Origin of the sequence: Fibrobacter sp. UBA2449 (assembly GCF_002342555.1) — a bacterium.
Lineage (GTDB): Bacteria > Fibrobacterota > Fibrobacteria > Fibrobacterales > Fibrobacteraceae > Fibrobacter.
On the sequence record NZ_DDQF01000011.1, the window covers coordinates 21,496 to 42,176 of the forward strand.

The following is a 20,681-nucleotide window of genomic DNA, read 5'->3' on the forward strand; positions in this document are numbered from 1 at the left end:
ATGAACCAGTTCCGAAACACAATCAAGAGCAACCTGTTCCCCTTTATCGTATTCATGATATTGGTGGTCGGGTGCGCGGCGGCGTTCTACTTCTTCCACCCGGCGAGCCCCTACCACGCGCGCTACAGCTTCGTGGTGAGCTACCAGTCCATCGGAACGCTCTCGCCGGGCAACCTCGTACGCGTGAGGGGAATCGAGAAGGGCCAGATCCTGAAGGTGGAACTCACGGACGACGCCGTGTTCGTGAAGGTAGAAGTCTTTGCGGACGCTAAAATTTCGAGGCACTCGGAATTCAGGCTCGTGAACGCGGGGCTCATGGGCGAACGCGAGATGAGCATCCTCACCGCGGACGACAGCGACTGGATTGTCGAGGGCGACACCGTGTTCGGCAATTACGACGACGGCATTGCCGGGGTCGGCAAGGTGCTGCTCGACGCCATCGACGACGTCAACCAGATGAAGGACATGGTCCTAGCCCTCAAGGATTCGCTCACCGTGGGCACCTCGGGCAAGCGGATCGACCGCATCGTCAAGAAGGGCGGGCGCATCGTGAAGGCCTCCAAGGACCTGGTGAACGACACGCGCGACCAGGTGCTCGGCGTGGTTTCCAAGGCCGAGGAGACACTCGCGAAGACGCGTGAGGCTATCGACGCCGAGGCAAAGCGCGGGTCCATTACCGTGGACGCGGCGTCAGCTCTCCTGGACCGCGTGGACGGCCTGCTTTCGCAGGTGAAGGAGCTCAAGGCGGACGCGGACGCCCTCGCCGCCCGGATCGACGCCGAGGACAACACCGTAGGGCTCGCGCTCAAGAGCGACGGGAAGCTCGCCAAGGAGACCGAAAAGCTCGCCCTGGACATCGACAGGCTTATTTCCGATATAAAAAAGCGCGGTCTCAAGCTAAATGTGGATATTTTTTAATTTTTCTTGTCCTTTTTGTAAAAAAAAAGATAGTTTAGCCCGTATAAAAGACAACCATCAAGTTTCACCGACTCTAACAAGGAGTTAACCATGACCGAAAAGAAACCTGCAAAGATGAGCGATGCCGATCTCAAGTTTTTCGAGGAGATGCTCATAGAGAAGCGCCGTCAGCTGGTAACCGCCCAGAGCGAGTCGGAAAAGGCGAACGCCTTCCAGGGCCAGAAGAACCAGTCCGGTGACGGCGGCGACTCCGACAGCGCCGATTCGGCCACCGACTACAACACGCTCGAGACGACCTTCTCGCTCGCCGCGCGCGAAGGCAAGTACCTCGTGTATCTTGAAGAGGCCCTCAAGCGCATCCACAACGGCACCTTCGGCATCTGCAAGGTCTGCAAGCAGCTCATCCCGAAGGCGCGCCTCATGGCAGTCCCCACGGCCACCAAGTGCGTAAACTGCAAGGAAGAGACCAAGAAGAAGGAACAGGAGAACAACCGCATGGAAATGGCGAGACTCTTCGCCGAAGCCCAGAGGAAGGAACTCCAGAAGAAGGCGATGGGCCGCTAGCCTCTCGCCCTACAGCGCGCCGAAGAAGGTATCGGCAAGTTTAGCGCGGAACGCATGGATGCGGTCCGCGTTTTTTTCTCGGTGCGGGTAGGTGAAGTCGGAGAGGAGCACGACCGCGGCGCCTGCGCATGGGTCCGCGACGATGCTCGCACCGGTGAAACCGGTCTTGCCGAAGGCATGCGGGCTCACGCGCGAACCCATGAACTTGCCCTGGGCAAGTTCCCAGCCGAGGGCTGTGCAGGCGTCCGCTGCACTCGAAAACGCACGGGCTTCCGGCAACAGGAACGCATTTTCGCTCACCATCTTGAGAATACCCGCAGGCGCGACGCGGATTTCGCATCCGTCGGGGCCACAGGCTACACCGTCGTCCATCACCATCTTCACGAACTTCAGGAGGTCGGGCACACAGCTGAACATGCCGGCGCTTCCGACCGGGAACAGCTTGCGCAGAACCCAGGCGCTCTCGTCATGGATTTCGCCACAAATCTCGCGCCCGCGGAATTCGCAGATTTCCGTCGGGGCAATCTCTTCGCGCGGAACCGGGTTCGTGTCGCGCGTCAGCGGGTCGTAGCCGCTTCGCGACATGCCGAGCGGCCCGAAGAACCGCTCGTAGCCCTGCTGCTGCAGGTCCTTCCCCGCGATGCGCTGCAGAATGAGCCCAAGGAGCACGCTTGCCGGATTCCCGTAGTTGAAATCGGCACCGGGCGCCTTTGAGAACTGGTAGGTAAACAGGGCGTCGAGAATCCCTTCGGGCGGGAGTTCGCGAAGCGTCTTCATCGGCACGCGGTAATCGAGGCTGTGCGTGAGCAGGTGGAACACGCGGATGTCATCGCGGTAGTTTGTCCGCATTTCCGGTATATAGTCTGCAACGCGGTCGTCAAGGGCGAGTTTCCCTTCGAGAATATACGAGAGGGCGAGCGTAGAGGTGGGGCATACTTTCGTGAGGCTTGCAATGTCGAAAACCGTATCTGCGGGCGTATCGAGTGCAACCGTACGCGTGGTGCCGTCGGGCAGAAGAAACCCCGCGACCGCCTTGTGGAATACACCGGTTTCTTCCGCCTGTTCCAAGAGCCGCAAGATGTTGCTTTCGTTGAATACCATGGGAAACTCCTGCCCGAATTATAGCAAAGTTGACGTTTCCCCTCTTTTGTATTATCTTATTTCCCATGGCAGAAGAGCAAATCGACATCCTGAATCCGGACGGCACCCCCGCGGGCTATTCCTGCGGGCGCACGCGCGTACATGCGGAAGGCCTGTGGCACCGCACGGTACACATATGGGCGTTCAACGGCAAGGGAGAAATCCTGTTCCAGCTGCGGGCCCGCGTAAAGGAAAACAATCCCGGACTCTATGACACGAGTTGCGCAGGCCACATCTCGGCCGGGGATTCAAGCATCAACGCCGCCGTGCGCGAACTGCGCGAGGAACTGGGACTCGCGAAAAGTCCGCGCGACCTCGAATACCTATTCGAGGCGACACACGAAAGTGTGCTCAACGGCGGCAGCTACCTCGACAACGAATACTACGATGTGTACAAGGTAACACTCAGCGACCAGGAGGCGAACTCGCTCGTCCCACAGCCCGGCGAAGTCGACGCCTTCAGGTGGATGACGCGTGAAGAATTTTTCGCAAAGCACAAGCTCCACCCCGAAAAGTTCGTCGACCACCCGAAGGACTTCCAGTGGCTGATGGAGAACGCGGGCCGCTAGCCTACGCAGGGGGAACCATGTCGAAAGCGATTGCAGGGCACCGTTACCGCCACTACAAGAAAGAGACCATGGTCTATACCGTGGTCACGGCCGATGCACTCGACTGCGAAAGCGTGAAGCCCCTCGTCGTCTACCGGAGCGAGTACGAGACACCCGACCACCCGAAGGGGACGCTCTGGGTGCGCGACCGCAAGGATTTCGAAAGCAGGGTGACGCTCCCCGACGGTTCTACCGTCGACCGCTTTACCGAAATCTAAAACTGCGGATGCATCCGCCGCCTAAAATTTCTACCTTTGTGGCAAACAAAAATTCCCTTTTTGACAAGGAGTCTCTATGGGCGGCTTTTGTGGTGTTGTTTCCAAGGAAGATTGTGTCAGCGACCTCTTTTTCGGGACAGACTACCATTCACATCTAGGTACACACCGCGGCGGCATGGCGGTTCTGAACGGCAGCGGCAAGTTCCACCGCTCCATCCACAACATCCAGAACACTCCGTTCCGCAGCAAGTTCGAACATGACCTCGCCGCATTCTCCGGCAAGGTGGGAATCGGAGTCATTTCCGACACCGACCCGCAGCCGCTCGTCATGACCTCCAAACTCGGGACGTTCGCGATTGTCACCGTCGGCCTCCTCACCAACATCGAGGAACTGAAGGACGAACTGTTCCGCAACAACTGCATGCAGCTCCAGTATTCCACCACGAGCGGCATGGTCGGCCCGACCGAAGTCGTATCCGCGCTCATCGCGACCCGCGACTCGATTGTCGACGGCCTCAAGTACGTCCACGAGAAGGTGAAGGGAAGCTGTTCCGTGCTCCTGATGGACAGCAACGGCAGATTCTACGCGAGCCGCGACCGCTGGGGCCGCACCTCGATTATCCTCGGCAAAAAAGAAGGCTCGATGATCGCCGTGCAAGAAAGCTGCGCCCTCCACAACCTCGGCTACGACTACGTGCGCGACCTCGGCCCGGGCGAAATCGCAGAAATCACGCCCGATGGCGACACGACTCTCGTCGAACCCGGCAAGAAGATGGCCATCTGCTCGTTCCTCTGGGTCTACTACGGCTACCCCGCCTCGAGCTACGAAGGCCGCAACGTGGAAATGACGCGCTACCGCTGCGGTTCCGCGCTCGCGAAGCGCACCCCCACCGATGCCGATGCCGCCTGCGGCATCCCGGATTCCGGCACGTCGCACGCCCTCGGTTACGCGCACGAGGCCGGCATCAAGTTCGCGCGCCCCTTCGTGAAGTACACGCCCACCTGGGCCCGCTCCTTCATGCCGCAAGACCAGAAGCAGCGCGAACGCGTCGCTTCCATGAAGCTCATTCCCATCCCGGGACTCATCAAGGACCGCCGTCTCGTGTTCTGCGACGACTCCATCGTGCGCGGCACCCAGCTCGGAAAGCAGGCCCTGAAGCTTTATTCACTTGGCTGTAAAGAGACGCACATGCGTATCGCATGCCCGCCGCTCGTTTACCCCTGCAAGTTCATCAACTTCTCGCGTTCCAAGAACGAATACGACCTCATCACACGCCGTTACATCCGCGACCAGGAAGGCGAGAACGCCGACATCGAGAAGTACACCGATCCGGATGGCGACGCCTACAAGGGCATGGTCGAATACATCCGCAAAAAGCTGAACCTCACGACGCTTGCGTTCCAGCGCATCGACGACGTGATTCACGCCATCGGGCTCCCCGAAGACCAGCTCTGCACCTACTGCTGGAGCGGCAAGGACTACGCCGAAACCGGCGACTGCTACCACTGTCCCTGCCACCAATGCCAAGAAGAAGAAGAGAAGTAAGGACTACTCCTCTTCTTCGATACCCATAAGCTTCATCGCGGCCTTCCAGGTTTCGCGATTCTCGAAATCGTCGCGCTTGCCGCCACCATAGCGCGCATGCGCGAACTCGTTGACAAGGGATTCCCACCCTTCAAGCTTGCCGTCCTTCACCATTGCATCCAAATTAACGGACGCAGCCGCGGATTCGTCGGCGCCATCCATTCCCAGACGCTGTGCGACATAGCCCTTGCAAACATTTTCCAGTTCCAGGAGCCATTCGCGGCTGTCGGCGGTGTTCACGCGCTGCTTGAGCACCAGCATCCGCTCGCGCAGGGCATCCTGAGCCGCATTCCTGGCCGCGAGAGCCTCCCGCGCCTTGTTACGGCGCCGCATCCGCCAAAAGCCCGCAAGGAGCACGCACACGGCAACCAGGGCGCCAACGGCAACAGGCAGCGGATTGAAAGGCTCGTCCACGCGGATGGCGACACTTTCGCTCCGCAGGTCGAGCGGCCGCCCCACCTGCGTCGGGATCTCGAAACGCATCGCGGGGACATTCAGGTTTCCCGTATCCTGCGCCACGATCTTGTAGGTAAACTTTATCGAAGCGATTTCCTTGCCGTCCTTCACGGCACGCGCCGATTCCTGCGACACCCCCACCTGCGTAAGGCCCTTCGCGTTCGCGGAACTCGCAGGCACGACCAGCAGGGCGCTTCCCTGCACGCTCCAGCTGACCGTCACCGGGAATCCGAACGTGTCACCCACGGTAATGGCGGGCATCCCGCCTTCGGGTCCCGCCGTTATAGAGATTCCCAGCTGCTCGGGCGTCGGCATCGCCATCTCGGGAGCGACCGCCGCAGAATCCACCGCAGCGCTATCCTGTAATGCAACATCGGCAGGCGCACCTGCCATATTCAAAGAATCATTTTCCATACAGGGAGAATATACAAAAAAATTTTATTATATTATTTTCAAATAGGAGTCCCGAAATATGACTATTTCCAAAAAGCGCATCCTGACGTGCATCGCCGCCGCGTCCATCCCCCTATTCTTTGCCTGCAGCGACGACAAGCCGACATCGCCCTCTGGCGGCGACGATCCAGTCGTGAGTTCGGCAGCCGCGCTTCCCGAATCGGCAGCAGGCCAGCCCGAGGCGACATCTTCCAGCGCAGAAGGCTCCGAAACCATTACCCCCGAATCCTCGGCCGGCCCGGTCGTCGAATCCAGCTCCGCCACGGAGGTCGTGCCCGAAAGCAGCAGCGCCCGCTTCCGCGAGCCCACCGAAGAAGAAATCGCCCAGGAACGCATCTATACCGCCAATTCCGAAACGACCGAATTCGTGGAGCTCCCCACACTCTACAAGAGCCTCGACCCCACCGACCGCGTGGCTTTCGTCATCCGCCACGCCCAGCGCGAAAAGAGCACCGGAGTCGAATCACAGCTGACCGAAAAGGGCATCGAGCAGGCCAAGACGCTCGGCAGCCACCTCGTCAGCGAAGAAGCATTCTCTTACGGCTCCACCGACTTCATCCGCACGCGCGCGACGGCCCAGTACATTTCCGAAGGCCGCGGCCAGGTATTCCCCGAACCCATCGTGCTCCCCGAACTTGTCGCAAGCACCTTCGTCGCGGACCAGGAAAAATTCAAGGCGCTCATGAGCGAAGCGGGATACATCGACGAAGCGTTCATGTATTCGCAGTGGGCATTCGACGGCGACTTCGCCGAAGCCTTCAACGACCTCGAAAAGACGGGCGTCCAGATTATCACCCAGGCAATCCTCCCGAGGATGTCTACCGAGAACCGCGTCAACTTCTTTATCAGCCACGACATGTTCCTCGGTCCTCTCGTCGCCTACTGCACCAACCGCAAGCTCACCATCTTGCGCAAGCACGCCACGGCCACCGAAGACTGCACGGACTGCCGCTGGATCAAGTACCTCGAAGGCATCGCAATCATCGTCAAGGCCGACGGCACACGCAAATACGTCCCCGTCTCCGGCAACATGATGAACTAGGAAGCAAGCCCGAAAAACGGGCCAGCCCATTTCGCATAACATAAAACCCCGACTGGTGTCGGGGTTTTAAAGTTTCTAGGAACGGGAACCGCTATTCGGTGATGCGGATATTGCGGACCCAGCTGTTGGAGCCTTGCTTCACCATCAGCACGTAATTGCCCTGCCTCTGGTTCAGGGAGACCCTTTCGGAGCCGGTCACGCTGAACTTGGAGACAACCCTGCCCTGCATGTCCATCAGGGCCGCAGAAGCCGTCTGGGAGCCCGGCAACTGAATCAGGAGGGACTTGCCATCCACGCTCACGTTCAGCTTGTCCAGGCCAGACTTTGCGACATCTGCGATGGGCGCGGCCGACTCGACCAGATCCTTGCCATCGGGGCCCACGAGCTTGAGGCCGCTAATGTCGACCTGCGGGTCATCCCAGTTGTTGAGGGTCAGGTACAGGAACGCATCGGTAGTCGTAGCGGTAAATTCGCAGGTGATATCGATAGGCATCTTCTTCATGGCGCCGCAGTACTTGTTGCTGAGGCTATCGCCATTGACTGCATAGGTCAGCCAGAGGGAAGATCCCGGAGTCTGCGAAGCGCTGAACGACAACGTGTACTTGGAACCCGCCGTAAGGCCGGTAAGATGGCGAACGACCTCGCGGTGGTCACCCTGGATAACATTACCCATGTGGACACTCGTGTTGGTCTCGTTTTCAAGCACGACAGAGGTAGAATTCCAGCCGAAGGCGCCCGAGTTCTTGTGGTACTCGATAACCTCGTTGCAGGATTCCGGAACCACGAATTCCTTCGGGGTCACGGGAGTCGCCTTCGCAAAGTTCACCATGTTGCCGCTCATCAGGAGGCCCGTCAGCAAACGCAAGTTGGAATGGAAATAACCCGGCTGCTGAGCCATCAGGGCGCTAAAGTTCGTGTTCAGCAATTCATGGTAGGAATCGTTTACGATAAGCACGGAGCTCAACGAACCGATCGAAGAACCGTTCGCCTTGCAACCATTGCTCTTGCAGGGTTCGCCGTTCAGGTTCGCCGTACCATCCGTCTTCATGTTGATGTAGAGCTGGCCAAACGTCTTGGTGCTCACCCACTTCGCAAGCTTTTCGGACAAATCCTTCGCCTGGGAGTGTCCATACCACGCATAGCTCCAGGCCCAGCGCCACGGGGCACGCACGGCATCGTAGTCATAGCCGGCAAAGTTATAGCCGTTGTTACCGGTGATGGGAGAATAGGGACTGCCCATATTCGCCCAACCGGACGGGATACCCGTCGAAGAATTGCGGTTGCCCAGAAGGATATTGTAGTTGGTCGAAATCGCCTTACTCCAGAAGCTCGCGTCATCGACATCCTTGAAGATTTCGTATGCTGCCGGGCTCACGTAGCTCGGGTTCAGGTACGGGTCCCACTGGTTACCCACCTTGTGGCGACCGTCACTGGCAAATTCGCTCGTACGCATTTTAGCAATCAAGGTCTTCGCGTCATTCAGGTACTGGGAGTTCCCGAACTGGTGATAGGCCATGACAAGCGCGAACGCGACATCTTCTTCGGCGTCAGTTGCGCCACCAGAACCGACAGTACCACCAAAGCCCTGGATCTTCCAGTCCATAACACCGTTGTTAGAATGAGCCTTGTAGTAGGCCCAAAGCTTGTCAAACTGACTCTGATAGCTCTTGGTGTTGCTACTGAAGTAAACGCAGAGGATCATGCCGTAGCCGATACCTTCCGAAACGGTATACTGGTCTTCATCAAACTTGATGCGGGCCTGGTTGCCGCTTTCTTCGTAATAGGCCTTCAGATAAGCTTCGAACTGGTTCAGGAGCATCGTAGATGCAGTCTGGCCGGAACAGTTCCAAACATCTGCAATATTGGAAGTATAGGGATAAGTCTGGGCCTGCGGGTAAGGGAACTTAACCGCTGCCATGGAAAGCGAGCTTACGGCCAGGAGGCCTGCAAGGAATAACCGTTTCATTACTTATTCCTCCAACGAATAGTCTGCATCGCAGAACCGTCCTTGACAGCCACAATGTAGAGGCCACGGGGCACATTGGCAAGATCGACCGTGTTCGTGCCCGCCTTCATGTAGCGCGACACGTTGCTCACGACGTTGCGGCCGGCGACATCCAGAACCTGGACCTTCACGAACCCGGAGCGCTTCACATCCACTACGAGCTGGCTGCCGTTCATGCGGACCGTCGGGGCGAGGTTCTTCTGGGTCTTCGGTGCAATGAAGTTCTGCCCCTGGATTTCGGCCCAGGCCTGTGCTTCCATCGCGACATCGCCCGTCCCGATAACCACCTTGATGTAGCTGAGCAGGGACTCGTACTGGTCATTTTCGGGAGCTTCGGCCTTGATAATCACGGTCGCATTCTTGCCACCGGCAATCAGGTTCACGCCCTGCTGTTCGGCATAGCCCGCGGGGTAGATGGTATAGGTGACCGGGACCTTGTGCGCTTCCAGCGTAAAGACCTGCGTCGTGGAATTCAGCGCCACGGTCTGGTCCTTAAAATACTTGGTATTGAGCGTCTGCTCGGCCTTCAAAAGCGAGAAGGTAATCGTCGTATCGAGGGCACGGTATCCAGAAATGGCCTTTGCCGTCGCATGGATATTGGCAGTACCCCTGGATTTGAATGTCGCAATCCAGACCTGCTGACCCTTGTCGCCGTAGCATTCGGAACTCGTGCAGGTCGCCTTGGCCACAGAGACAACACTCGGATTGTCGGATTCGTAAGTGACATCGGAACCTTCGACGGTCTTTGTCACCTTCATCTTGTATTCAAGCTTGGCCGAGGAGTTGCCCGTAAAGTTGTTGCAGGCACCGCCGCCAGTAACTCGGCAAGTGATAGCGGCCTGTTCGAACGTCTGGGCCGGAACCTGCGTAATCAAGACGACCGACTGAGAATTGTCGTTACCCGTCATCACGGCATAGCCCGCACCGTTAATCTTGATGGTGCCGTTTTCAACGGTCGCGACGGTCGGATCGCTGGAAGTATACGTGCAGGAACTTACAGCCTTGCCCGTAATGGTTCCGTCCATTTCGCTCGCCGAAGCGCCCTTGAACGCACAGGAGCCCGTGTTCTTGCCGGCAACAAGCGAGTCCGCCCAGTTCTTGTTGTTGTGCTTGGTCAAATAGCTCTTGACAAGGTTACCCGACGTAGTATACTTAGCATTATCCAAGGCAGCCTTCGAGTTGAGGAGCGTCGAGCCATCAAACATGGCAGAAGCTTCGGTCTTGCCGCCAATCGTTGCATGACGCAGGGACCAGTTGCAGTTAGGAATGTTCTTCTGGTCCATGTAGCTCGTCCAGTTGTTGGTTTCGCCAGAGCTCACATTTCCCGTACCGTTGGCATCGGTCGTGCCCCATTCCGTAATGAAAACAGCCTTTCCACCATTCAAGCAGCCTTCGATATTCCCCTTGAAGGAATTCAAGCTATGCGATGCCGCATAGAAATGGAACACATACGCAGAGTTGGCGTCATTCACACCCGAGCAGGAACCCATCTGCGAATAGAAGGGTGTTCCCACAAGGGCCAAGTGCTTGGACCCGTTATTGCGGATAGCACCAATCACTTCGTTTGCATAGCTAGCAATGGTTCCCATATCGGTATTGACAGGTTCGTTATAGACTTCCCAGATGATGTTCGGAACATCCTTGTACTTGGCTGCCATACGGCCAAAGAAATCCTTCGCATAGCTCTTTTCGCTCTCGGCGCGGTGGCTATGCCAGTCAACGATGATGTAGATATCGTTTTCGATGGCAGCCTTCACCATGTTGTCGAGCTGGGCTTCCTTGCCTTCCTTGTTTCCCAGATAGGAGTTTGCGGAAATAATCGCATCGTCGCTATTGGCCTGGCAGTCGCCGCCATTGCTGTTGTAGCACTTGATGCCCATCGCAAAGCGGAAAACGTCGATGCCGAGCTTTTCGGCAGCCCAGCTAATCACGGTCGGGTTGTAATACTGCGATCCCGTAGCATCGGACCAGAAGAGGCTCATGCCGCGAAGCATCACCTGCTTGCCGCTAGCCTGACTTACAATTTTGCCGCTCTTGACACCCAGCGTTCCATATACAGAAACAGGGCCTAGACGCAGTGGCTTTGCATCTACCGCAGCAGACGCAAACGTCACTGCGCAGGACAACATCGCTATCGATAAAAGTTTTTTCATCATAAACTCTCCCGTTTTTTTGCAATCCACATCCGATTACAAAAATAACTTTCAAAGCCCTAAATTACACCACACATTCAGAAATTCTTTGTTTACATCAGTAGACAAATAGGGGCTTTTGTGAAGAAATTCACACAATCCTGGAACTCAGCGTTCCAAAAAAGTTATCAAATCTTAACAAAGCCGCCGTTCATCAACGTGCTGTACATGATGGTCAGGATTTCCTTGAAGTAGGTTCCCGTGTATCCCACCGCCTGGTATGCCTGCACCTTCTGCGTAAAGTAGTCGAAGCAGGCATTGTGCCATGTCGGGTTCACCCCGAATCCCATCAAGCAGTACATGCCGATATAGTGCTCGCCGGCCGTCTGGCTCGTCGAAAGCGCACCCGTGCTGTAGTTGTACGACGTGGACGGAAGCGAAGCCGGATTGTTCGCCGTCGCCGTCGAAATGAAGTTCGCCATGGCAGTCAGAATCTGCTGCGATTCGGCACTCTGATACCAGTAGTAGTCCCACGCGATACGCCACGGGATACGGACGGATTCCTTGTCGAACAGCATGTAGGTGTTCGCGGCAGAACCGTTCTTCGGGTCGGCCGGCTGACCGGCCGCATTGGACCAGTCCGGGAACAGCGGGACTGCCCCCGCGTTCTGGATGTTAATCATGTAGGCGTAGTTCGCAGCAAGGATTGCATCCCAGCCACCCGTCGGGTCAACTTCCGCAAACAGGCGGAGCGCTGCCGGGGAGAGGTAGCTCAGGTTGTAGACGTCCTTGTTCGCCCACGTATCACCCGGACGGATCAGCAGGTTGTTGGGATTGAGTCCCTTGTTCTTGATGGAGGCAATCAGCGCGACCGCATCGTTCAGGTAGAGCGGGTTCTGCCACTTCCTGGAGGCAAGGATCAAGGCAGTAGCCACGTCAAGGTCGGCATCGAGGGCGGCAGCCGTAGATACCGTAGCGCTAAACGAGAGGAGTTCCCAAGGCATCAGGCCGTTGTTGTTGTTGTCGCGGGCAATGATATTGTAGGCCCAAAGGGCATCGAAGAGTTCCTTGTCGCCATGGAAGTAAGCTATAAGCATGCCGTAGCCGATACCTTCCGAAACGGTGCAGCCGAGCTTGTTCGCAAGCGCCACCGTAAGGGAAGTACCCTTCCAGCTGGACATCCCCGTAAGGGCGCACTGGTTCTTGTTTCCGCCATCCCAGACGACACGGGCGGGGTTCGTATGGAACGCGCCCATCTTTGCCGTGAGAAGTTCCTTTGCGCGCGGACCTTCGAACAAGTCGTAGTTCAAGGTGGAGCCGCCCGCCTTTTCGTCTTGCAGCGTCATAATCCAGCGGGCCTTCCAGGTCGCATACAGGGACGTCGCATTGGCGATGTTCGCATTGGCGGCAAGGCTTACTGTCGCGGGGGCCACGGCGGCGGAACTCTGGGGCGGAATTATTCCGCCATCAGCAGACGATGCGGGCAGAGGACCCGGGCCGGTAGCATCCGAAGACACGGGAACCTGATCGTGCGGATGGGTCGGACTGTCGCCTCCGCAAGCATAAAGACCAAAAGCCAAGGGCATCGCCAACAGGAGATGGGAATAACGCATAAAGCCTCACAATTTAAAATTTTCCATAATATATATAAAAAAAGAGGCCCCGTCTAAAGGGGACCTCTTTTTTTAAAATTCCTGTAAGTTAAATCACTTTACGAGAATCTTCTGGCTCATGTGGACGGCCTTGCCGGACACGCGGACCATGTAGACACCTGCATCGAGGGAGGAGAGGCTGATGGAGGAAGCGACCTTGCCGCTCTTCACAACCTGGCCCTGGAGGCTCACGATTTCGTACATGCCGTTGTTGATGCCGGTGAAGGAGAGCATGCGGTTGGCAACGATGGCCTTCACGCTGCTAGCGGCAACAGAAGCCTTGATGGCATCAGTGCAAACGGCATGGCCGTCACCGTCAGCCTTGCAACCGAAAGCCGGTTCAGGCTTGATAGCACCAGCACCAGTGCAAGTACCAGCAGGACCAACTTCGAAGATACGGAGCTGACCGTCAGCTACGGAAGCACCGCCGTCGAGCTTGAACTTCACGGACTGGGCGGCCTTGAAGGCGTCAGCGCAGGAAGAAAGCTTGTTGCCTGCAGGAGCCCAAGTCGGCTGAGAGAAGTCGGCAATCGTCTTGCTGACCATCGTCGGAGAGGTTGCCTTCGTGAGGGTCACGGAGCAGGAAGCATCGCCAGACTTTTCTTCGGCAATTTCGAGCGTGACAGCGTTATCAGCCGTGTAGGTAACACAGAGGCCACCGGCAGCGGAAATGTCCAGAGGAGCCTTTGTTCCGCCCACGATGTTGAAGCCGAAGCCAACGAAGTTGTACGGATATTCAGCCGTCTGACCAGTAGTGGTCGGGTCTTCCAGGTGGTACTTGATGGTCACGTAACCGAGGTTTTCGATTTCCGGAGCGATCAAGGAACCATAGTAACCCGTGGTATCGTACGGATACATGGCATAGGAACCACCGTTGTCGTTCTTACGGTCATCGTAGTCGTACCAGTAACCCATGGTGGTGGATTCGCATTCGTTGTATTCGTAGACGCAGTCTCCACCAGTGTTCACCTGCTGGTCGGAGCCGTTGAACCAAATCGACGTATTTACCGTCTGCGCCATTGCAAGGGAAGCAACGGACGCGATTGCTGTTGCAAGGATTTGCTTTTTCATAGTATCTCTCTCTTTTTTATTTCCCGACACCGGGAAAAGGGTTTGTGGTTAAATATATATTCTTTTCAAAGAAAAAAAAGTGGAAAATTTGAATTTTTACAATAGTTTGTGATTTTTCACACTAAACGACTGCGTTTTCCCGACTATTTCCTCTTCTTTCCGGAGTAATCCACCCCGGGGCGAAGCTGCAAGCCAATCGTGACCATCAGGGAAACGATGCTTTCGTTGTGGTCCTGGCTCAGATCGTAGGCGGCAATTCCTGCCAAGCCTTCGTCCTTCACCAGGCCGCAAAGGGCCTTCATCGAAGGGATTCCCGTAAACACGATCGTTTCGGCATCGCTCACGGCCACTTCGGAAGCCGAGGATTCGTCGAACGAGACCTTGTAGTCGGGCGCTTCGAACTTCTTCATCAGCTCCTTGTAGGGGATGAACCCTTCGTTTCCGCTGCCGACTCCCTGATGGGAAGAACCGAGACCCGAAGCCCCAGCAAAGGACTTACCGTAGAGGGAGACCACCGGGACAATCTTGTCCTTGGAAACGCCCTTGCCGGAGAGACCGTCGACAGCGCCTGCGATATCCTGCTTCGAAAGGTTAGGCTTGACCGAGGATTCGGAATCGCTCATCTGGTCGCCGAGCATCAGCACCACGTAATCGGCCTGGTTGAGGGCATCGGAATAAGCATCCATGGAACTTGCGTAGGTGAGCACGGCCACTTCCTTGGAAGAAAGCTTGGACTTGAGCGCACCGACCAGCTTGCCGATAGCGGCAGCGTCTTCGCCCGTGGCGTTCTGCCAGTCGAGCTCGACACCGCCGAGGTTATATTTCTCGACCCATTCGGCAGCGGCGTCGCAGAAAGCCGAAAGCTTGGAATCGTCTTCGGCGATTGCCTTCAGGTTGCCTTCCACTTCAAAGCCGCCAATCGAGGCGATGAGGGAGACCTTGTTTTCAGCGGCTTTCTTCGCCAGTTCTTCGAACTGCGGGGCATCGTTCTCGTCGGCAAACGCGATCGAGCCGTCTTCGGCCGGAGCCAGGGAGGCGTAATGGATATGCGTCACGAACTGGTAGCGGACATCCTTCGGCATGAACTGGCTATACTGGGCCCAGTAGGGGAAATAGCCGATGACCTTAAACGGAGCCGCAATGGCGGCGGCGGCAAGGGCGGCAATAGCAAGCAATGACATCTTCTTCATAATAACCTCTCTACGGATTCTCGATCAAGTAAACTTCCCAATCGGCTTCGTTCCTGCAATACAGGTCGGCGGAGAAATCCCACACGCGGTCCTTGTTGCCTGCAGGAGCCACGGCATTCTCGCTCATCGGCTTGATGGTCGTCTTCTTGTTTATCTTGTCCGTAAAGACAGAATCGACCTTGATGGAATCGGGCTTCTCGGTTGGAGGGGGCTTGATGGTATCCGTGATGCTCAGTGTAGGATCTTCTTCGATCTTTTTGCCGCAGGCCATCTCGGAAACGCAAGTATCGCCATTGGAAAGCGCATACTTCCACGTGGATCTCTCGGGCTCGATCAGGAGAATCGTATCCTTGAACACGTAGGTCTTGATACCGTCCGGAATGGTGTCATATACCACCTGGACATCGAGCTTCTTGATGTTCGCTTCGCCTTCATGGCAGAAGCGGTAGGGACGGCCCTCGTAGCGGCCCGCCATAATGTACTGCTTCTCGATGAGGCTAGAATCGACCTTGACGGATTTCAGGAACGCGAGATCCTGAGTTGCCGAGAATCCGTAGCGGTGGAACTTCTTGAAGGCTTCGCGGTATTCCATGGCACGGGGGCCATTGAGAGCGTCAATCGTGGTGTCCCCCGTCACCGGGTCGACAATGAACATGCCGTTGACAAGTGCAGAAAGCCCCGGCCACCATTCTTCGTCGAGAAGCGCGTAATCCGTGAATATCGTCTTGACGGCGACAGAATCGTCGAAAAACACGGAGGCCTCGTCGGTCATGGAAATGGTGAACTTAGACACCTTGAGGGTCGCGTTCGAGGAATCTTTTGAGGTAGTGGCAACCTGCAGCAAGGAATCCAGCATCTTTTCGCGGATGACCGTCAAATAGGCTTTGTTGGAATCCGCAACCGCGGCTACACTCTGGTAAATACCCAAATCGGGGTTTGCCCTCGCATATTCCGAGAGCGAAAAGTCATCGGGCCAGTTTTCGGAAATGGGGGCGTCGATGCTATCTGCAGAGCAGGCCCCAAGCACGAGAGCCAAGCCCAGACCCAAACCAAGTTTAAGTTTCGTATTCATATCCATCTCCTAGAACAAAATCGTAACGTTGCCCATGAGCAACAGTTTGTCCAAGCTCAGTTCTGCACCTGCAGAAACAGGTGTCACACCATCTTCGGCAAGGCCGTTCACCGTGTAGTTGACCTTGTTGGTCATGAGGCCACCCTGCAGGTCGAGCTTCGCACCGGCGGCAAGCTTGATCTGGAGGCCGCCCATGGCGAGCATTTCGTTCACGTCGTTGATGACGACCGTACCGGCTTCGTTCAAGGCGAGGCCGTTATCGCCGAATTCCTTCGTGAGCATCTGCAAGCCACCGAGGACCGAGAACGGGCCCCAGACATCGGCCGTGAGGCCACCCACGAAGCGGGATGTCTTGCGTTTGAGGTTTGCGCTCTCTTCGCTGCTTTCGAAGGAGCCCTGGAGGATCAGGCGGCGGTCGAGGCCAAGGAGCGGAGCCGCATTGAAGCCGAGCCCGGCACCGATGGTCGTGAAGTCGTTGTCGGAAGCTTCCGCATTATACTTCGAGAAGCGGAGGTTCAAGGTCACGACATCGTTCCAGCCGGCATTCGCGCTCACGGCAAAACCCTTGCGGTCCGGAGTGGCAAGGCCCATGGGCATCGCCATGTTCACGGACGGGTCCACGAATTCCTTCGCCGCCAGGTATTCCTGGTACTTGTAGGCGACCGCATTGTAGCCGTTCTTGTAGAAGTGGCCCAGCTTGTAGTTGTTGTTCAGGCGGCCGAAGGTGTAGTAGGAGTCCTTTCTCTGATGAGTAGCATCGCCCTGGTCGAGTATGGCTGCCCCTTCGTTCTTGCTCATCAAGTTCTGCTGTTGCAGCACGTTGGTGTTGTAGAGGGCGAAGTACATGTTCTCGAGGCTTCCGTAACGGAAACGTTCCACGACGGCCTCGTTCGCACCCGTAATCAGCGCATCGCCGTTAAGGATGGACTTGTTGCCTTCGTAGTAGCTGGACGCAGCCTGTTCGGACCAAAACTCCTCATCGTTCATCACGATGGTTCCCAGCACATCGAACTTGATTTTTGCAATGTTGCCGTTCACATAGGGCGACACGTTGATGGCCATGCCCTTGCGTTCGTCAATCTTGCTCTTGTGCCAGTTGTATTCGGTCGTCGTATTCTTGTAAACATAGAAGAGCGTATCGTAGTCGATAGCGTTCGTATCGTCGTGAACAAAGCCGTTCTCGTCGAACTTTTCGTAGCCGATGCCGTAGACGCCCAAAGATTCAATTGTATCCTGACGGTAGGCATCCTCGCTGTAGGTCCAGCGAGAGCCCGCAATTTCGGACTTCAAGCCCGCATGCAGCGCACCGCCCATGATCAGGTCCTTGGAATCATAGTTCAAGATTCCGGAATAGACCATGTTGTCTTCGTAGTACAACGCCGCAATGTGGGAGTCGTCGCGGGAACGCGATGTCTTCTCGCGGTCGAACGTGTAGACGAAGTTTCCACCGAGGGTCACGCCGAACGCTTCGACACCGAGGTTGGCGCCAGCAAGGTAGCGGTCGCTCCAGTCGAAGTCGAAGAACACTTCGTCGTTCTTCTTGGCGATGTTACGGATACGGGCACCCGTCATCTGCACATAGAGATTGGAGAGGGGGCCGAGATCGAAGCTGTTGTACTTGAAGTTGAGACCCTGCAGCAGGCGGTTGGAAGACGTATCCAGGGAGCGCATGGCAAGTGCATCCACTCGCTTGGACGCGAAAATCTCCGGTTCCTGGAGGATTTCGGTCTGGGGCACGTAAATCGTCAGCGGAGTATAGCCGACGCGCATGTATCCCAAATTGAAGTCAACGTGCTTGTTCAGGATCTTGCCGTCATAGCTGAACCAGTGGCCGATGATCGGGTTCACCGATTCTTCGTAGGCCGTCTGCCAATCCTTGTGCAGGCGGAGTTCGACCTTCGCTTCGGTCTCTTCGCTCGGGCGAGCCTTCACCACCAAGTTCACATCGGAGAACGCCTGGCTTTCGCGAGAATCCATCCCGCCCAGGAGCTGGTCGGAACTCAGCGTAGAAGAAAGGACGCCGGCCTTGGCCGTACCACCCACGCGAAGCCCCATCACGGAAGCATTGGCAGAATCAAGCGTTCCGACAAGGCTCTTCTGCTTTTCTACCAAGGTAGAATCCTCGGCATAGGCAAAGGCCATGGCTCCGCACAGGAGAAGCGAAATCTTGGAGGTCATCTTAAACATATCCTTATACCATTTCATCTTGCGTCCCCCTTAAAATTTGACGTTCAAGACTGCTTGAACCACAGCTTGGGAGAATTTGTGCGTATATTCAGGAACAGTGACGTTCTTGCCGCTCTCGGGGTCCTTCACCACGTTGCCATCGGCATCGCGCACCATGATATCGGCGTAATCCGGCATGTTGGATCCGAGAACTCCGGAAGTCGTATTGTAGGTATTTTCGGTCGTAATCCAGCCGTAGTTCAGGGCCAGGTAGACGCCGTCACCCACCGTGTAGTCGAGACCGGCCATCCACTGCATCTGCTTGCCCTTCAGGAGCGGATTCACATATCCCGGAGCGCCCCTCATGGAAGAAACCGCATCGAGAGTCATGTCAATCATCTGCAGGCCGGCGCTAAAGCCGAGGCGCGGCATGTACTGGACATAGAGCCCGGCATTGATGAAGTCGAGGCTCAGCTCACCCTTGTCGGGGACAGGGAGGACGGCCTTGCCATCGTCCGTCAATTCCTGGGTCTTCACAGAATGCTTGTAGCTTCCGGAAAGTTCGAGCGGGCGGCTAAAGTTAAGCATCTTGAAGACATCGAACTTGAGCCCGGCACCGTATTCCATGAACTGGGCTTCCTTCATGATGACGTTGTCGCTCTTGTCCTGGTTGAGCATCGAGAACAGGGCGCCGACTTCGACAAAGTTCTTGAAGCCCACCTTGAGGTCGGCCTTGATACCGTTCCTGTTCGGAGTCGCAAGACCGTTGGGCAGGCTCATCTGCACCGCGGGGTCAAGCATCGTGCTCAAAAGCATCAGCTCCTTGCGGGTGTACACGTAGTTGCTCCAGGAATTCTTGTTGAACGGAGCAATGTTGTAGCTGTTGGTCTGGCCCTTGATTGTCGGGTCGTCGGTATTCGCGAGCTGGGTAGAAACCGGAGTAAACTTCGGGTCGAAGTAATACAGGGCTCCGAAGGTGGAGTAGAGCGGGGAATTCACGCCGAAACGGATCGTGTTCCCGTCCTTGTCCGTATTCAGGATGCGCGAAGCGAAGAACTGCGGAGACTGGGCAAGGTTGTTGTACCAGTTGCTGTCGTTCTTGATGTAGTTCACGGAAAGCTGCAAGTCGAGGCCCATCGGCAGCTTGTAGCCCGCGTTCAAAGTCGCGAGGATAGCCATGCCGTTGTCGTCGATTTCGTTTCTCTGAATAACGGCAGCGCCCGTCGCAGGGTCAACCGCAGGAGCGCCCGTCGTGGGATCCACGACCGTCACGTATTCGTAGAGCTTGTCGTTTGACATGGCGAATTCGCCCATCACGTCCAAGGTGAGCGCGCTGTTCTTCATGATTCCGGCGACATCGGCACCGACGCGGCCAGCCATGATCGTGGTACGCTGCGGTTCCGTTTCAAGCGGGTTGATAAGGGCTGTCTGGTATTTGCCGGCACTGAACTGGGTCGGGTTGTTGATCTTGTCCATCAATTCCGTGTCGGTCGCATACTGCAGCTGGCCGTTAACAATCAATTCGTGATATTCCGGACGGGAAGTGAGCGTGAACGAGGAACTGTCGTCGAACACGTACATGCCGGTAAAGCCGACGAAGACGTTCTTGTTGACCGGCAGGTATTCAAAGTTTCCACTCAACAGCCACTTGTCCATGTTGGCGGACTGGTAGGAGCCCGGATAAATCATACCGTTGTTGATGATGGGATCGCCACCGTTCGGCAGGAGGTTGCCGTTCGCACCCGAGAAGTCGAGCAGCTGAACGCGGCGGAGACGGGCAAAGATGCCTTCCGCGCGGAGTTCACCGGCGTAGCCGCCAAAGTCGTGGCGGAACTGGAGGTTCATACCCTGCAGGTTACGCTGGTTGCCTTCGATCATGGCATCGCTTATCGCCATGTCGCGGCCCCTGGTGAAAATCAGCGGCTCGTAAAGGAGTCCATCGATACCCGATGGGGAGAACAAGGTCAGGGGGCTGTACTGCTGGCGGAAGTCACCGACCACCCAGTAGAAGTCCTTTCCGACATTGCCCTCGATATTCAACCATGCGACCGAGATGCTCTTCGCGGAATTCGCGAAGTAGTTCTGCATGCCCGCCTGGAAGCGGAGAATCATGTTGAAACGGGCCGCATCGTAGGGGCGGAAATGGAAGTCCAAGTCGGCCGTCACGAACTGGGAGCGCTCGACATTGGGCATCTTGTTAATTTCGGCCTTCTCCTGGTCGGAAGACATGTAGGAGTTGACGAGCAAGCCCTTAACGCTTCCGCCTATTTCCAGGCCGCGCTTTGCTTCAAGGGAATCCTGCTTCGCTTTCAACAGCTGGTTCATCTCGTAATCCGACTGTGCGGACGCGACAGAAGCAGTGACAAGGAGAGATAACAATATTTTATACATCATTTTCATACCATTAAC

The 20,681-nt window shown here is 56.3% G+C and carries 16 protein-coding genes; 6 read left to right on the forward strand and 10 right to left on the reverse strand.

Features of this window, described 5'->3' with window-relative positions; genetic code table 11:
* Entirely contained in the window at positions 1-918 is a 918-nt protein-coding gene (locus B4B27_RS07475; RefSeq protein ID WP_290725221.1) for an MlaD family protein, read from the forward strand.
* A gap of 90 nt (positions 919-1,008) precedes the next feature.
* A complete protein-coding gene (locus B4B27_RS07480) occupies positions 1,009-1,482 on the forward strand; it encodes a TraR/DksA family transcriptional regulator (RefSeq protein ID WP_173365087.1) in 474 nt (157 codons plus the stop codon).
* 9 nt (positions 1,483-1,491) lie between these two features.
* Here B4B27_RS07480 and B4B27_RS07485 read toward each other — a convergent pair whose 3' ends face one another.
* Entirely contained in the window at positions 1,492-2,583 is a 1,092-nt protein-coding gene (locus B4B27_RS07485) for a serine hydrolase domain-containing protein (RefSeq protein WP_290725223.1), read from the reverse strand.
* Between the two features lie 65 nt (positions 2,584-2,648).
* Between B4B27_RS07485 and B4B27_RS07490 the strand changes: the two genes are divergently transcribed.
* The 3 genes from B4B27_RS07490 to B4B27_RS07500 all read left to right on the forward strand — a co-directional run bounded on the left by B4B27_RS07490 (position 2,649) and on the right by B4B27_RS07500 (position 4,994).
* A complete protein-coding gene (locus B4B27_RS07490; RefSeq protein ID WP_173365085.1) occupies positions 2,649-3,191 on the forward strand; it encodes an NUDIX hydrolase in 543 nt (180 codons plus the stop codon).
* Positions 3,192-3,208: 17 nt separating this feature from the next.
* The gene (locus B4B27_RS07495; RefSeq protein WP_173365084.1) at positions 3,209-3,448 is read left to right on the forward strand and encodes a DUF1653 domain-containing protein; all 240 of its coding nucleotides are present in this window, start codon (positions 3,209-3,211) and stop codon (positions 3,446-3,448) included.
* Between the two features lie 76 nt (positions 3,449-3,524).
* Positions 3,525-4,994, forward strand: a complete 1,470-nt coding sequence (locus B4B27_RS07500; RefSeq protein ID WP_173365083.1) for an amidophosphoribosyltransferase — start codon at positions 3,525-3,527, stop codon at positions 4,992-4,994.
* Between the two features lie 3 nt (positions 4,995-4,997).
* Here B4B27_RS07500 and B4B27_RS07505 read toward each other — a convergent pair whose 3' ends face one another.
* The gene (locus tag B4B27_RS07505; protein WP_290725230.1) at positions 4,998-5,903 is read right to left on the reverse strand and encodes a protein BatD; all 906 of its coding nucleotides are present in this window, start codon (positions 5,901-5,903) and stop codon (positions 4,998-5,000) included.
* 58 nt (positions 5,904-5,961) lie between these two features.
* Here B4B27_RS07505 and B4B27_RS07510 point away from each other — a divergent pair, with 58 nt between their 5' ends.
* Positions 5,962-6,984, forward strand: coding sequence for a histidine phosphatase family protein (locus B4B27_RS07510; RefSeq protein WP_173381075.1), 1,023 nt, complete (start codon positions 5,962-5,964; stop codon positions 6,982-6,984).
* A 91-nt stretch (positions 6,985-7,075) separates the two neighbouring features.
* Here B4B27_RS07510 and B4B27_RS07515 read toward each other — a convergent pair whose 3' ends face one another.
* The 8 genes from B4B27_RS07515 to B4B27_RS07550 form a co-directional block, all read right to left on the reverse strand.
* Entirely contained in the window at positions 7,076-8,950 is a 1,875-nt protein-coding gene (locus B4B27_RS07515) for a glycosyl hydrolase family 8 (protein ID WP_290725234.1), read from the reverse strand.
* Positions 8,950-11,145 carry a cellulase family glycosylhydrolase gene (locus B4B27_RS07520; protein ID WP_290725237.1) on the reverse strand — a complete coding sequence of 732 codons (2,196 nt, stop codon included), beginning with the start codon at positions 11,143-11,145 and terminating at the stop codon, positions 8,950-8,952. The genes B4B27_RS07515 and B4B27_RS07520 overlap by 1 nt, the downstream gene beginning before the upstream one ends.
* 164 nt (positions 11,146-11,309) lie before the next feature.
* Entirely contained in the window at positions 11,310-12,734 is a 1,425-nt protein-coding gene (locus B4B27_RS07525) for a glycosyl hydrolase family 8 (protein ID WP_290725240.1), read from the reverse strand.
* A 93-nt stretch (positions 12,735-12,827) separates the two neighbouring features.
* Entirely contained in the window at positions 12,828-13,844 is a 1,017-nt protein-coding gene (locus B4B27_RS07530) for a T9SS type A sorting domain-containing protein (RefSeq protein WP_290725242.1), read from the reverse strand.
* 143 nt (positions 13,845-13,987) lie between these two features.
* Entirely contained in the window at positions 13,988-15,034 is a 1,047-nt protein-coding gene (locus B4B27_RS07535) for a glycoside hydrolase family 18 protein (protein WP_290725244.1), read from the reverse strand.
* A 10-nt stretch (positions 15,035-15,044) separates the two neighbouring features.
* Positions 15,045-16,106, reverse strand: a complete 1,062-nt coding sequence (locus tag B4B27_RS07540; protein WP_290725247.1) for a hypothetical protein — start codon at positions 16,104-16,106, stop codon at positions 15,045-15,047.
* Between the two features lie 9 nt (positions 16,107-16,115).
* Entirely contained in the window at positions 16,116-18,311 is a 2,196-nt protein-coding gene (locus tag B4B27_RS07545; protein ID WP_290725249.1) for a hypothetical protein, read from the reverse strand.
* A gap of 12 nt (positions 18,312-18,323) precedes the next feature.
* Complete coding sequence (locus B4B27_RS07550; protein WP_290725251.1) at positions 18,324-20,672, reverse strand: hypothetical protein; 2,349 nt, start codon at positions 20,670-20,672, stop codon at positions 18,324-18,326.
* Positions 20,673-20,681: the final 9 nt, after the last annotated feature.